Genomic DNA, 12,941 nt, shown 5'->3' with positions numbered 1-12,941 from the left:
AGCGAGGAACCGAGGCGAGGCTTCCGCATGGCCGAGACCCATGTCCTGTTCGTGGAGGACGACGACGTCATCCGCGAGGCCACGACCCTGGCACTGGAACGTGACGGGTTCGTGGTCACCGCCATGCCCGACGGACTCTCCGGCCTGGAGTCCTTCCGGGCCCACCGGCCCGACATCGCGCTGCTCGACGTGATGGTGCCCGGCATGGACGGCGTGAGCCTGTGCCGGCGCATCCGCGACGAGTCCACCGTCCCGGTGATCATGCTGTCGGCGCGCGCCGACTCCATCGACGTCGTCCTGGGCCTGGAGGCGGGCGCCGACGACTACGTCACCAAACCCTTCGACGGCTCGGTGCTCGTCGCCCGCATCCGCGCGGTGCTGCGCCGCTTCGGCCACGCCGGCGGACGGCGCGGCGGGGCGACGGGCGGCGAGGGGCAGAGCACGGCCGAGGAGCGCGGGGTGCTCGCCTTCGGCGACCTGGAGGTCGACACCGAGGGCATGGAGGTGCGCCGGGCGGGCGCGCCCGTCGCCCTGACACCGACCGAGATGCGGCTGCTGCTGGAGTTCTCCTCCGCGCCCGGCACCGTCCTCTCCCGCGACCGGCTGCTCGAACGGGTCTGGGACTACGACTGGGGCGGTGACACCCGGGTCGTGGACGTCCACGTCCAGCGACTGCGGACCAAGATCGGGCAGGACCGGATCGAGACGGTCCGCGGCTTCGGATACAAGCTGAAGGCATGAGGCGCCCCGCCCTGCGTACGGGCATCCGCTGGAAGATCACGCTCGCCATCGCCGCCGTGGGAGCCCTCACCGCCCTCGCGCTGAGCCTGGTGGTGCACAGCGCCGCCCAGGTGTCGATGCTGGAGAGCGCCCGGGAGACCCAGCTCGAACGGGTCCAGTACATCGCGCCCGGCGTCGAGGCCGGGCGCAGACTGCCCATGGGCGCCAAGCTCAACGACCCGGACCTCCCCGCCGAGCTGCGGGAGAAGGTGCGGTCCGGGCGGCGCGGGACCTACGTCCAGGAACACCCGCGCAGGGCGCCGGAGGTCTGGGCCGCCGTCCCCCTCGGGAACGGGCAGGTGCTGTCGCTGCACTCACGGTTCCGGGAGAGCGCCAACATGATGAAGGACCTGGACCGGGCCCTGATCGTCGGCTCGCTGGCCGTGGTGATCGGCGGCTCGGCGCTCGGCGTGCTCATCGGCGGCCAGATCTCGCGGCGGCTGCGCAAGGCCGCCGCCGCCGCGCAGCGGGTGGCGCACGGCGACCCCGACGTACGGGTGCGGGACGCGGTCGGGGGCGTCGTACGGGACGAGACGGACGACCTCGCGCGGGCGGTGGACGCCATGGCCGACGCGCTCCAGCAGCGGCTGGAGGCCGAGCGGCGGGTGACCGCCGACATCGCGCACGAGCTGCGGACCCCGGTGACGGGCCTGCTCACCGCGGCGGAACTGCTGCCTCCGGGACGGCCGACCGAGCTGGTGCGCGACCGGGCCCAGGCGATGCGCGCCCTGGTCGAGGACGTACTGGAGGTGGCCCGGCTGGACAGCGCGTCGGAGCGGGCCGAGCTCCAGGAGGTGGCGCTGGGCGAGTTCGTGAGCCGCCGGGTGACGGCGCTGATGCCGGAGGCGACGGTCCGGGTCGTCGCGGACGAGATCGTCAGCACCGACCCGCGCCGGCTGGAACGGATTCTGGGCAACCTGCTGGCCAACGCCGCGCGGTACGGGCGCCGGCCGGTCCAGGTCGACGTGGAGGGCCGGGTCGTGCGCGTCCGGGACCACGGGCCGGGCTTCCCCGCGGCCCTGCTGCGCGAGGGGCCGAGCCGGTTCCGGACCGGCTCGACGGACCGCGCGGGGGTGGGGCACGGGCTGGGCCTGACCATCGCGGAGGGGCAGGCGCGGGTCCTGGGCGCCCGGCTGACCTTCCGCAACGTGGCGGTCCCGCCGGGGACGGGCCGTACGGGCGCGGCGGGCGCCGTGGCGGTGCTGTGGCTGCCGGAGCACGCGCCGACGACGACGGGGAGCTTCCCGGTCATCACCCTGCCGGGGTGAGACGGCACCGCGGTACGGGTGACAGCGGTACGGGCGCCCGGGCGCGGCCGGGGCACGTGGCGGCGCCGGGGCGGATCGGGACCGGGGCGTTCGCGGGGGCGGGTGCGTGACTTAGCATCCCTGGCATGACCGACGGCACCCCTCCCCCGAGCAACCCGCAGCCCGAGCCCGCCCCGGGGAGCGGCGGCTACGGGTTCCCGCCGGGCCCGCCCCCGGGCGGCGGCTACGGCTACCCGCCCGGTCCGCCCGCGGGCGGCGGCTACGGCTATCCCCCGGGCGCCGGGGGCTACGGCTACCCGCAGCAGGGCGGGCCCAACCCGTACCAGCGGGACCCGGGGGCTCCGTGGCCCCCGGCGCAGCCGGGACCCCCCGGACAGGGCCCGGCCGAGGGCGCGGGGCAGCAGGGGCCGGGGCAGCAGCCCGACTGGGAGGCGATGGCCGACCGGTCCGCCGCCGAGCGGCGCCGGAAGCGGCTGTGGATGCTGGGCGGCGCGGTGACCGTCCTGGCCCTGCTGGGCGGCGGTGGCGCGTTCCTGCTGCTGGGCGGCGACGGGCAGCGGGACCGGGACGAGGCGGACGCCAAGCCCTCCGCTTCGGCGCCGGCCCAGGCGTCGGCCACACCGGGCCCGGGCGGCTCGAAGGCCCCCGTCGACCAATCCCCGACCGTGGCGGGCGACCCGACGCTGTTGCGGGACCGGAGCGGGCAAACCGGGCTGAGGATGGGCTCCGAGGCCGCCGTGTTCCCGATGGACAAGCGGTACGAGGTCCGGATGAAGGGCAGCGCCAACTCGTACGCCCAGTCCGCCGAGCCGGTCGTGGACACGTCCAAGAGCTTCTCGGTCTCGGCCCGCGTCTACAACGTGGCCCCCAAGGGCGCGCGGTTCGCCGTGAGCCAGGGCGACGGGGAGTCGTTCTCGTTCGAACTGGGCGCGGACGAGGTGAACGGCAAGCTCGCCTGGGTGTTCCGGGTGCAGACGGGCGACCAGGGCGCCGACTCCAGCACCCGGGCCGTCGTCGCCGAGGGCGCCCCGATGGAGCGCACCTGGACGGCGCTGACCGGCACCTACGACGCGGAGAAGAAGACCGTCGCACTGTACGTGGACGGCAAGCGCGCCGGTGAGGTCCCGGTCGCGGGGGTCTGGCAGGGTCCCGGCCCGCTCCAGCTCGGCCGGGCCCGTCATCACGGGATCTGGACCGGCATGTGGAACGGGGCGGTGGACAACGTGCGGGTCTTCGCCGCGGCCCTGAGCCAGGAGCAGGTGACGGCGCTCCGGGCGGGCAAGCCCGACCCGGCGGTCAGGCCGACCGGGTCGTGGCTGATCAGCTGATCGGCCACGGCGCTGACCGGCCGGTGGGACGTCCGGCCGGGTCACCGGCCGGACCGGTCCGTCTTCGTCCGTCAGCGTCGGTCCGCCTGCGTCAGAGCGAGACGCCGGCCTGACGGAGGAAGGTCACCGGGTTGATGGCCGAGCCGTAGTTCGGGGTGGTCCGGATCTCGAAGTGCAGGTGCGGGCCGCTGGAGTTCCCCGTGTTGCCGGACAGCGCGATCAGCTGGTTGGTGAAGACCTTCTGACCGGTCTTGACCTTGATCTGCGAGAGGTGCGCGTACTGCGAGTACGTGTTGTTCGGGTGCTTGATCACGACGGCGTTGCCGTAGGCGGGACCGTCGCCGCCACCGTTGGGGCCGGCCTTGACGACGACACCGTTGTGGATGGACTTGACCGGGGTGCCGGTCGGGACGGCGAAGTCCTGGCCGGAGTGCTTCTGGGACCACATGCTGCCGCCCTTGCCGTAGGTGGCGGAGAGCGTGTACTTGTCGACCGGCTTCTTCCAGACGGTGGTGGAGGAGGCCGCGGAGGCGGCGGCGGAGGCGCTCTGGGCGGTGGCCTGCGCGGCCACCAGACGGGCGGTGCCGGTCAGGGCGGCCCGGGGGCTCTCGGCGGCGAAGGCGGCGGCGGTGCCGGCCCCGAGGGCCAGGGCGGTGACCGCGCCGATAGCGGAGGCGCCGATGGCTATACGGGTACGACGGGTGCTGACACGCTTCGCGGACATGAAGAGACCTCCGGGGCCGGGGACAAGGACTGCTCCACACCCGGTACGGGTACGAAGCGGCCCGGCACGATGAAGCACGTGACCGGGCTTGCTCATCCTTGATAACCCGGCCCCCTCGGCTTCCCCAAACACCCCTCTTACTACCGGGGCTCGTAGCCGCACCGGGGGCTGTCCGGCCTGTTGACGTGGTCCCGACTGGGCTCGGGGTGGGGTCCGGGGCACGATTGGATCTACGACGGAACTTCGTAGTCGCGTTTCGCCCTGTGCGGCTTGTCACCGGCGGAGCCCCTCGCGGTGTCCCTTTCGGGACCAAAGGCCCTCCATCCCTGGTCAGCACCCCCGGCCCGGCCTCCGGGGGCTGCGGGCGGGGCGGCCGTGCGCCCGGGCCGGCGCCGGTACCCGGCCCGACCGCCGCCCGGCTCCGGCCCGGCTCCGGCCCGGCTCCGGACGGCGAAGAGGGCGGCCCCGGGACCTTTCGGTTCCGGGGCCGCCCTCTTCGTACGGGCGCTACGGGCGCTACGGGCGGCTACGCGCCCTTGGTGAGGTCCGGGCCGGAGCCCGTGGCCTCGATCGGCGGGAGGTCCGGCAGCGCCGTCTTCTCCTCGCCGCGGAAGGTGAACTTGGCGTCCTCGCCCTCACCCTCCTTGCCGACGACCACGATCTGGCCGGAACGCAGCTCGCCGAAGAGGATCTTCTCCGAGAGCGTGTCCTCGATCTCGCGCTGGATGGTCCGGCGCAGCGGCCGGGCACCCATGATCGGGTCGTAGCCGCGCTTGGCGAGCAGGAGCTTGGCGTCGCCGCTCAGCTCGATGCCCATGTCGCGGTCCTTCAGGCGGTCGTCCACCTTGGCGACCATCAGATCGACGATCTGGATGATGTCTTCCTCGGTGAGCTGGTGGAAGACGACCGTGTCGTCGACACGGTTGAGGAACTCGGGCCGGAAGTGCTGCTTGAGCTCCTCGTTGACCTTCGCCTTCATCCGGTCGTAGCCGGTCTTGGTGTCGCCCTGGGCCGCGAAGCCCAGGTTGAAGCCCTTGGAGATGTCCCGCGTACCCAGGTTGGTCGTCATGATGATGACCGTGTTCTTGAAGTCCACGACCCGGCCCTGGGAGTCGGTCAGACGACCGTCCTCCAGGATCTGGAGAAGGGAATTGAAGATATCCGGGTGGGCCTTCTCGACCTCGTCGAAGAGGACGACGGAGAACGGCTTCCGGCGCACCTTCTCGGTGAGCTGGCCGCCCTCTTCGTAGCCCACGTAGCCGGGGGGCGAACCGAAGAGGCGGGAAACCGTGTGCTTCTCGCTGAACTCCGACATGTCGAGGGAGATCAGCGCGTCCTCGTCGCCGAAGAGGAATTCGGCGAGCGTCTTGGAGAGCTCGGTCTTACCGACACCGGACGGGCCGGCGAAGATGAACGAGCCACCGGGGCGCTTCGGGTCCTTCAGACCCGCACGGGTACGCCGGATCGCCTGGGAGAGCGCCTTGATGGCGTCCTTCTGGCCGATGACCCGGCGGTGGAGCTCGTCCTCCATGCGCAGCAGGCGCGAGGACTCCTCCTCCGTGAGCTTGAAGACGGGAATGCCGGTCGCGGTCGCGAGGACCTCGGCGATGAGCTCGCCGTCGACCTCGGCGACGACGTCCATGTCGCCGGCCTTCCATTCCTTCTCGCGCTTGGCCTTCGCCGTCAGCAGCTGCTTCTCCTTGTCACGGAGGGAAGCCGCCTTCTCGAAGTCCTGGGAGTCGATGGCCGACTCCTTGTCGCGGCGCACGCCCGCGATCTTCTCGTCGAACTCGCGGAGGTCCGGCGGTGCGGTCATCCGGCGGATGCGCATCCGGGAGCCGGCCTCGTCGATCAGGTCGATCGCCTTGTCCGGGAGGAAGCGGTCCGAGATGTACCGGTCCGCCAGCGTCGCCGCCTGGACGAGGGCCTCGTCCGTGATGGAGACGCGGTGGTGGGCCTCGTAACGGTCGCGCAGGCCCTTGAGGATCTCGATCGTGTGGGGGAGGGAAGGCTCCGCCACCTGGATCGGCTGGAAGCGGCGTTCGAGGGCCGCGTCCTTCTCAAGGTGCTTGCGGTACTCGTCGAGCGTGGTGGCGCCGATGGTCTGGAGCTCGCCACGGGCCAGCATGGGCTTGAGGATGCTCGCGGCGTCGATCGCGCCCTCGGCGGCGCCCGCACCCACGAGGGTGTGGAGCTCGTCGATGAACAGGATGATGTCGCCGCGGGTGCGGATCTCCTTGAGGACCTTCTTCAGGCGCTCCTCGAAGTCACCGCGGTAGCGGGAACCCGCGACCAGGGCGCCGAGGTCGAGCGTGTAGAGGTGCTTGTCCTTGAGCGTCTCGGGAACCTCGCCCTTGACGATCGCCTGCGCCAGGCCCTCGACGACGGCGGTCTTGCCGACGCCGGGCTCGCCGATGAGGACCGGGTTGTTCTTGGTCCGGCGGGACAGGACCTGCATGACCCGCTCGATCTCCTTCTCGCGCCCGATGACCGGGTCGAGCTTGGATTCGCGGGCGGCCTGGGTGAGGTTGCGGCCGAACTGGTCCAGGACGAGCGAGGTCGAGGGCGTGCCCTCGGCCGGGCCGCCGGCCGTGGCCGACTCCTTGCCGCCCCCGGAGTAGCCGGAGAGCAGCTGGATGACCTGCTGCCTGACCCGGTTGAGATCGGCGCCCAGCTTCACCAGGACCTGGGCGGCGACGCCCTCGCCCTCGCGGATCAGGCCGAGCAGGATGTGCTCGGTGCCGATGTAGTTGTGGCCGAGCTGGAGGGCCTCTCGGAGCGAAAGCTCCAGGACCTTCTTCGCCCGCGGAGTGAAGGGGATGTGGCCGGACGGGGCCTGCTGCCCCTGACCGATGATCTCCTCAACCTGCTGGCGAACAGCCTCGAGCGAAATCCCGAGGCTCTCCAAGGCCTTAGCGGCGACACCCTCACCCTCGTGGATCAAGCCCAGGAGGATGTGCTCGGTGCCGATGTAGTTGTGGTTGAGCATCCGGGCTTCTTCCTGAGCCAGGACGACAACCCGCCGCGCGCGGTCGGTGAACCTCTCGAACATCGTTTATCGCTCCTCAGAGCGGTCGGGCAGTTCGGGGTCGGTCCCCGCCCTGTCCTTCCGCATGCTAGTCCCGCGGGGCGGGACAGCTCATTCCAACTGCCGACATCCGTCCACGGCTCACCCCCACGTCGGTGAGGAAAACCGGCCTGAACATCCGACAACTGCTCCAACCCGATGGTGCGAGACGATGTTCCCGCAGGCCAGGTAGATAGCCGTCACACGTGTACGCCGATGGCGAACGTGGGACGGTCGCATCAGCGCGTCGCCCCGCTCCACTAGGAATGTCTTACCCTGCGACACTGACATTCCATGCCCGGTGCCGCGGCTCCCTCCGCTACGGGCGAACACGATTCCGTCCCGAATGCCGGACTCCGCCCCGATGGGTGTTTACGTTCCGCACCGGTTCGCGCACATCACGTCACATCCGCGCCTCGTCGCGCGCCTTCCGCGTACGTCTTCCGCACGCGCCTTCTCCGTAACCTGGGCCCGCACCGGCAGTTGCTCCGGGCATGGCCCTCACCGTCCCGCCGCCCCGCGTCCCGTCCGGACGGGACGGCCACGCCTCCTGGTACGCGCGGGCGCTCGGCTGGACCGTGCTGGGCGGGGTGCCCGCGTCGCTGGCCACCGGGGTGCGTTTCGACGTGCTGGAGCTGCCCTCCGATGCCGGGGAGGCGGTGCTGCGCGGGCCCGTCGCCACCGGTCCGGTGGCGGTCGCGGGGCGCAGGACGCTGTTCCTGGTGGCGCCGGGGAGCGCGGAGGAGCTGGAGGGGCTGCTCGACTGGCTGGAGTGGAGCGGGGTGCCCCTGGACCTCACCGCCCGGGGTGCGGGCGGCCGGATCACCGCGCCCGTTCCCCCGGTCCTCCCGGTTCCCGGGGGGAGTTCCCGGGGGGCCGCCGTGTGGCTGCGGCCCCCCGAGCGGGGGTGTGAGGCACTACTGCCCGCCCTGCCCGGTCCCGGGCGGAGCGCCGGACCCGCCCGGGGGCCCGATCTCGTACGTCTGGTGGCCGCGGCGGCGACGGAGTGCCACCGGGCGCGCCTTCGGCGACGTACGCCCCTGCGCGGTGCCGTGGATCAGCCCTTGGCCTTCTCGAAGGCTTCCCGGATGTCCGCCGGGACACGGCCCCGGTCGTTCACGTTGTAACCGTTCTCCTTCGCCCACGCGCGAATCTCGGCGGTGTCCGGGTTGCCGGCCGATACGGCACGGCCCTTGGTCCGGGCGCCCGCACCACGGCCACCGGTGCGGCGACCGCCCTTGGTGTACGGGTCGAGCAGGCCGCGAAGCTTTTCAGCGTTGGCGGTGGTGAGGTCGATCTCGTAGGTCTTGCCGTCCAGAGCGAACGTCACCGTCTCGTCCGCCTCGCCGCCGTCGAGGTCGTCGACAAGAAGGACCTGAACCTTCTGTGCCACCGGGATTTCCTTTCATCGAAAATGCAGTACGCGGAAAGGAAACCGCTTTTGCCTGGAAAACACAAACCCCCGGTGAGAGGTTCGAGACGGCAACAGGGCGGGAAACGTGCGCGATTCGGACATAGGCCACAGGGTACGGACCACGGGAAAAGCCCCGGTGATCGTTCAGAGGTGCAGAAGCATCCGGCTGTTGCCCAAGGTGTTCGGCTTCACTCGTTCGAGACCGAGGAACTCGGCGACGCCCTCGTCATAGGAACGCAGCAGCTCGATGTAGACATCGGTCTCGACGGCGGTCTCACCGATCTCGACGAAGCCGTGCTTGGCGAAGAAGTCCACTTCGAAGGTGAGGCAGAATACCCGGCGCACGCCCAGCTCGCGGGCGGTCCGCAACAACTGCTCCAGTACCCGGTGGCCGACACCGGCGCCCTTGAGCGTACGGTCCACGGCGAGAGTACGGACTTCGGCGAGGTCTTCCCACATCACGTGGAGAGCGCCGCAGCCGACCACCTGGCCGTCCGCGGCGCGTTCCGCGACCCAGAACTCCTGGATGTCCTCGTAAAGGACGACGGGTGCTTTGTCGAGCAGGATGCGCTGCTGCACGTACTGGTCGAGCAGACGTCGCAGGGCAGGGACATCGCCGGTGCGGGCACGGCGGATCGTCACTTCTTTCGCATGTTCAGCGGAGAGCTCTCCCATGCCCGGACGTTATCCCCCGGTGCCGGGCCCTCCGTCGGCGGAGTCCCCTTCGGGGGCGGGAGGTTCGGCGGCGGCTTCCGCCGCGGCTTCGTCGTGGGGCTGGACGATGCGCACGGCGTCCCGGAGGGCTTCACGCTGTTCGGCCGACATCATGCCGAAGAAGGCGACGAGCGCGGCGGCGGGGTTGTCACTCGTCGACCAGGCTTCGTTCATCAGTGCGGCCGAGTAGGCGGCGCGGTTGGAGACCGCCGTATATCGATAGGCGCGGCCTTCCGCCTCGCGGCGGACCCAGCCCTTCTGATGGAGATTGTCCATAACGGTCATGACCGTGGTGTACGCGATGGACCGTTCCTGCTGGAGGTCTTCCAGCACTTCCCGGACGGTGACCGGGCGGTTCCACTGCCACACCCGCGTCATCACTGCGTCTTCGAGATCTCCCAAGGGGCGAGGCACAGGAGCACGATAGTGCGGGATGAGCTGAATTGCCCGGCTACCCGGCCGGTAACGCGCAACGAAATCGGGCGCACGGCCTGAGTGGCCGTACGCCCGGTGTACGCGCCCGCGGTGTGGGCGGGGCGCGTGCGCGCGTCGTGTGCGCGGGGTCAGGTGCTGCGCGGGTACGGCCGGCGCGCGGGCCGGCGCTACTGCTGCGGCTGTTCGGCGGCCTCGGCGCGGGCGATCGCGGCGTCGACCGCCGCGTCCTCCCGGGTCTTGTTGGAGCCGCCCTGGGTCTTCACGATCGTCACGACGAGAGCGATGAAGAACGCGGCCATCACGACGGGGGGCAGGAGCGCGGAGACATAGTCCATGGCTCCAGCGTAGCTACCCGGCGACGAGCCCGGCCGCCGGGGGCGGGGCCGGATTCCGGCGCGGCGGGAACACCTCGCCGGGGGTCGGGATCGGCCGGTCCGGGCGGGAGCCGTCCGCGGGGCGGTCCTGCGGGCGGTCGCCCGGCCGTTCCCCGGCCCGCTCCGCGGTCCGGGGCGCGGACCGGGGTTCCTGTCCGCCTGCCAGGGCCAGCAGCCGGGTGCGGGGCGCGGGGGCGGTCGTCAGCCTCCGGCGTACGGAGCGCTCCGCGATCCCCTGGGCCCGGTCCAGCAACGCCGCCGCGGCCGGGTTGGCGCGGAGCGCGCGCAGGGCGGCGAGGTCGTCGGGGACCGGCTCGTACCCGGCGGAGAGGGCGTCCCGGAGCAGCGCCAGGTAGCCGGAGAGGCTGCCGGGCAGAGCGGTCCGGTAGCGGGTGAGGTCGGCGAGGAGGAAGGTCCTGAGCCGGTCCGCCTCCTGGACCGCGTCGTCCACCGAGCACGCGAGGCTCAGACACTCCTGGAGCCGCGCGGCGGGCAGGGGGGCCGGGGACGGGTGAAGGGCGTGGGCGAGCGAGCGCCTGAGCACATGCAGCTCGGCGGCGCTGAACGCCATGCCGCCGCGGGCTCCGTAGGGCGTGGGCATGGGCCGAAGATACGCGCTAATCGGACAAAAACCCCCGATCGCGCCCTTTCGCGGCGCGGCGGAACCTGTGTCGCGGGGCCGGGCCCGGAGCCCGGGCCGGGCGGGGCCGGAGGGCCGGGGTCGGCCTGGTTCTGCGGCGGGACCGCACCCGGGCGGCACGGGGCCGAGCCCGGTACCGGGCCTGTGGCCCGGACAGGGCCCGGGGCGGAGGTCGGGGGCGGCCCCGGCGGCCGGGGCACCCGCCGGACGGCACCGGGCCGGGCCCGGGCCCTGTCCGGGGCCAGGGTCGGCCGGCCCGAGCGGCGGGACCGCACCCCGGAGACCCGGGGCCAGCGGCGGTACCGAGCCCGGGGCCCGGCTGCTCGGGCAGGGTCCGGAGACCGGGCCGGGCGGGGCCGACCGGCGGCGGGGCCGGGCCCCGGACGGCACCGGGCCGGGAAGGCCGGGTCCGGGGTCAGGGCCGGGCGGAGGCTCCGAGCCCTCGGCCGCCCGGAGCCGGGGCCAGCGGGCCGGGTGCGGGCGAGGCGCCCGGGGCGGGCACGGGGCCGAGCCCGGTACCGGGCCTGTGGCCCGGCTGCCCGGCCCGAGCGGCGGGACCGCACCCCGGAGGCCCCGGGCCCGGACCGCGTCAGCCCCCCCGGTCAGGGGGTCTGTTTCACCGAGTGGACGAAGGCGGACCAGGCCGCGTGGGTCGTCGCGAGGACCAGGTGGGCCGGGTCGGCCCGGTCGGCCACCCGGACCAGGGTGCCGGGGGCCGCGGCGACGTACACACAGGCGTCGCCCTCACCGCAGAACGAGGACTTCTGCCACAGGGGCCGAGCGGTCATGATGTCTCCTCCGGTCACAGGAGCGGGTTGATTCCCGTGGAGGGACGGTATCGCCGCGGCGGGCTCCCGCCGGTGGCTTCCACGGAATTCGGTGGTGCGCGGCCCGTGCGCGGCCCGTGCGCGGCCCGCGCGGGGCGCTCCGGACACCCCACCCGCCACAGCCGTCTCCGGGCCCTGCCCCGCCGGGTCCTACCCGATCCGGGCGACGAAGGCGGCGACCGCCTCCCTGACGTCCCCGGGGGTCCAGGACAGGCCCGGCTCCGTGATCTCCAGCTCCGTCATCGCCAGGCCCGGCGGGCCCCCGGAGGACCAGCGGCGGAAGAGGACCGTGCCCGTCTCCTCGGCCAGCCGCACGGCCGCCTCGTCCAGGTGAGCGGCCTCGTACGGGAGCCACACCTGGAACTGGTGGGTGTGCGGCTCCTGCGGGTTGATCCGGAACCAGGGCGTCCCGGCCGCCTCGAAGCCCTCCCGCAGGGCCGTGGCCACCACCCGCGCGTGGGCCACGTACGAGGGGAGGCGGGGCAGCTCCCGGTCCAGGCCGGACAGGGCCGAGAGGGCCTGCGGGAACTGGCGGAAGGCCCGGCCCCCGTAGCGGTGGCGCCAGACGCGGGTCTCCTCCACGAAGGCGCGCGGTCCGGCCAGGGCGGCGCCGCCGAGGCCGCCCAGGGACTTGTAGAAGGAGACGTAGACGGAGTCGGCCAGCGCGGCGATCTCCGGCAGCGGGCGGCCGAAGTGGACGGTGGACTCCCAGAGCCGGGCCCCGTCGAAGTGGACCACCGCGTCACGGTCGCGGGCCGCGTCCACCAGCTCCGTCAGCTCCTCCCAGGTGGGCAGGAGGAAGCCCGCGTCACGCAGCGGCAGCTCCAGCATCAGCGTGCCGAAGGGCTCCGCGAGCCCGTGGACCTCCTGGGCCGTCGGCTGGCGGGCCTCGTCCGTCAGGTGGGCCGTGCGCAGGCCGGAGACGGCCGACAGCGCGTCCCCCTCCCAGCGCTCGGGGTGGCTCATCGGGTGCAGCGCCACCACTGGGTTCCCGGTGCGGCCCGCCCAGCAGCGCAGGGCGATCTGCTGGGCCATCGTCCCGGTCGGGAAGAAGGCCGCGTCCTCGGTGCCCAGCAGCTCCGCGACGCGTTCCTCCAGGGCGGCGACGACCCCGTCGCCGTACACGTCGGCCGTCTCGTCCAGGTCGTACGGGGCCCCGGTGAGCGGGGCCAGCAGTTCCCCGAGCGTCGGTTCCGCGAGGCCCCGGGAGAGCTTGCGCCCCGCCCCGCGCCAGGCCGCCACCAGTCGCTCGCGCTGCTCCACGTCATCGCTCATGGCCCCGATCATCGCCGACGGACGACCCGGGCGGACCGGGGCCCTGCCGCCCCCGCCCCCGCCCCTCGCCCCCCGCGCACGGGGCGGCGCGGGCC

13 protein-coding genes are annotated in these 12,941 nt (G+C 72.8%); 4 read left to right on the top strand and 9 right to left on the bottom strand.

What is annotated here, in order from left to right; translation table 11 throughout:
• Positions 1–27 precede the first annotated feature (27 nt).
• The 3 genes from cseB to ACIA5F_RS26840 all read left to right on the top strand — a co-directional run bounded on the left by cseB (position 28) and on the right by ACIA5F_RS26840 (position 3,376).
• Complete coding sequence (gene cseB / locus ACIA5F_RS26850; protein WP_399357245.1) at positions 28–741, top strand: two-component system response regulator CseB; 714 nt, start codon at positions 28–30, stop codon at positions 739–741.
• Positions 738–2,048 (top strand): two-component system sensor histidine kinase CseC, encoded by a 1,311-nt coding sequence (cseC, locus tag ACIA5F_RS26845; protein WP_399357243.1) that lies wholly within the window; start codon positions 738–740, stop codon positions 2,046–2,048. Before cseB ends, cseC begins: the two co-directional genes overlap by 4 nt.
• Before the next feature lie 125 nt (positions 2,049–2,173).
• Positions 2,174–3,376, top strand: coding sequence for a LamG domain-containing protein (locus ACIA5F_RS26840; RefSeq protein WP_399357242.1), 1,203 nt, complete (start codon positions 2,174–2,176; stop codon positions 3,374–3,376).
• Between the two features lie 91 nt (positions 3,377–3,467).
• On the opposite strand, the gene ACIA5F_RS26835 is transcribed toward ACIA5F_RS26840, so the two are convergent.
• The gene (locus ACIA5F_RS26835; RefSeq protein WP_399357241.1) at positions 3,468–4,100 is read right to left on the bottom strand and encodes a M23 family metallopeptidase; all 633 of its coding nucleotides are present in this window, start codon (positions 4,098–4,100) and stop codon (positions 3,468–3,470) included.
• A gap of 526 nt (positions 4,101–4,626) precedes the next feature.
• Entirely contained in the window at positions 4,627–7,152 is a 2,526-nt protein-coding gene (locus tag ACIA5F_RS26830) for an ATP-dependent Clp protease ATP-binding subunit (RefSeq protein WP_399357239.1), read from the bottom strand.
• A gap of 509 nt (positions 7,153–7,661) precedes the next feature.
• Here ACIA5F_RS26830 and ACIA5F_RS26825 point away from each other — a divergent pair.
• On the top strand, positions 7,662–8,294 hold the full coding sequence (locus ACIA5F_RS26825) for an SCO3374 family protein (protein ID WP_399357237.1): 633 nt from the start codon (positions 7,662–7,664) through the stop codon (positions 8,292–8,294).
• Here the strand turns inward: ACIA5F_RS26825 and ACIA5F_RS26820 are convergent.
• From ACIA5F_RS26820 to ACIA5F_RS26790, 7 genes are all read right to left on the bottom strand, one after another.
• Positions 8,225–8,560, bottom strand: coding sequence for an Lsr2 family protein (locus ACIA5F_RS26820; RefSeq protein ID WP_399357235.1), 336 nt, complete (start codon positions 8,558–8,560; stop codon positions 8,225–8,227). The genes ACIA5F_RS26825 and ACIA5F_RS26820 overlap by 70 nt on opposite strands.
• Before the next feature lie 165 nt (positions 8,561–8,725).
• Positions 8,726–9,256, bottom strand: a complete 531-nt coding sequence (locus tag ACIA5F_RS26815; protein ID WP_399357233.1) for an amino-acid N-acetyltransferase — start codon at positions 9,254–9,256, stop codon at positions 8,726–8,728.
• A gap of 9 nt (positions 9,257–9,265) precedes the next feature.
• Positions 9,266–9,709, bottom strand: coding sequence for a BlaI/MecI/CopY family transcriptional regulator (locus ACIA5F_RS26810; protein WP_399357231.1), 444 nt, complete (start codon positions 9,707–9,709; stop codon positions 9,266–9,268).
• Positions 9,710–9,897: 188 nt separating this feature from the next.
• Positions 9,898–10,065 carry a hypothetical protein gene (locus tag ACIA5F_RS26805; RefSeq protein ID WP_399357229.1) on the bottom strand — a complete coding sequence of 56 codons (168 nt, stop codon included), beginning with the start codon at positions 10,063–10,065 and terminating at the stop codon, positions 9,898–9,900.
• Positions 10,066–10,078: 13 nt separating this feature from the next.
• On the bottom strand, positions 10,079–10,705 hold the full coding sequence (locus ACIA5F_RS26800; RefSeq protein ID WP_399357227.1) for a hypothetical protein: 627 nt from the start codon (positions 10,703–10,705) through the stop codon (positions 10,079–10,081).
• 641 nt (positions 10,706–11,346) lie between these two features.
• Positions 11,347–11,532, bottom strand: a complete 186-nt coding sequence (locus ACIA5F_RS26795) for a DUF397 domain-containing protein (RefSeq protein WP_399357225.1) — start codon at positions 11,530–11,532, stop codon at positions 11,347–11,349.
• A 189-nt stretch (positions 11,533–11,721) separates the two neighbouring features.
• Positions 11,722–12,846: a threonine aldolase family protein gene (locus tag ACIA5F_RS26790; RefSeq protein WP_399357223.1), complete on the bottom strand. Its 1,125-nt coding sequence runs from the start codon at positions 12,844–12,846 to the stop codon at positions 11,722–11,724.
• Positions 12,847–12,941: the final 95 nt, after the last annotated feature.

Source organism: Streptomyces sp. NPDC051567 (assembly GCF_044454165.1).
Lineage (GTDB): Bacteria > Actinomycetota > Actinomycetes > Streptomycetales > Streptomycetaceae > Streptomyces.
The sequence above is the reverse complement of the archived record's forward strand: the minus strand, read 5'-3'. Positions and strand labels throughout refer to the sequence as shown.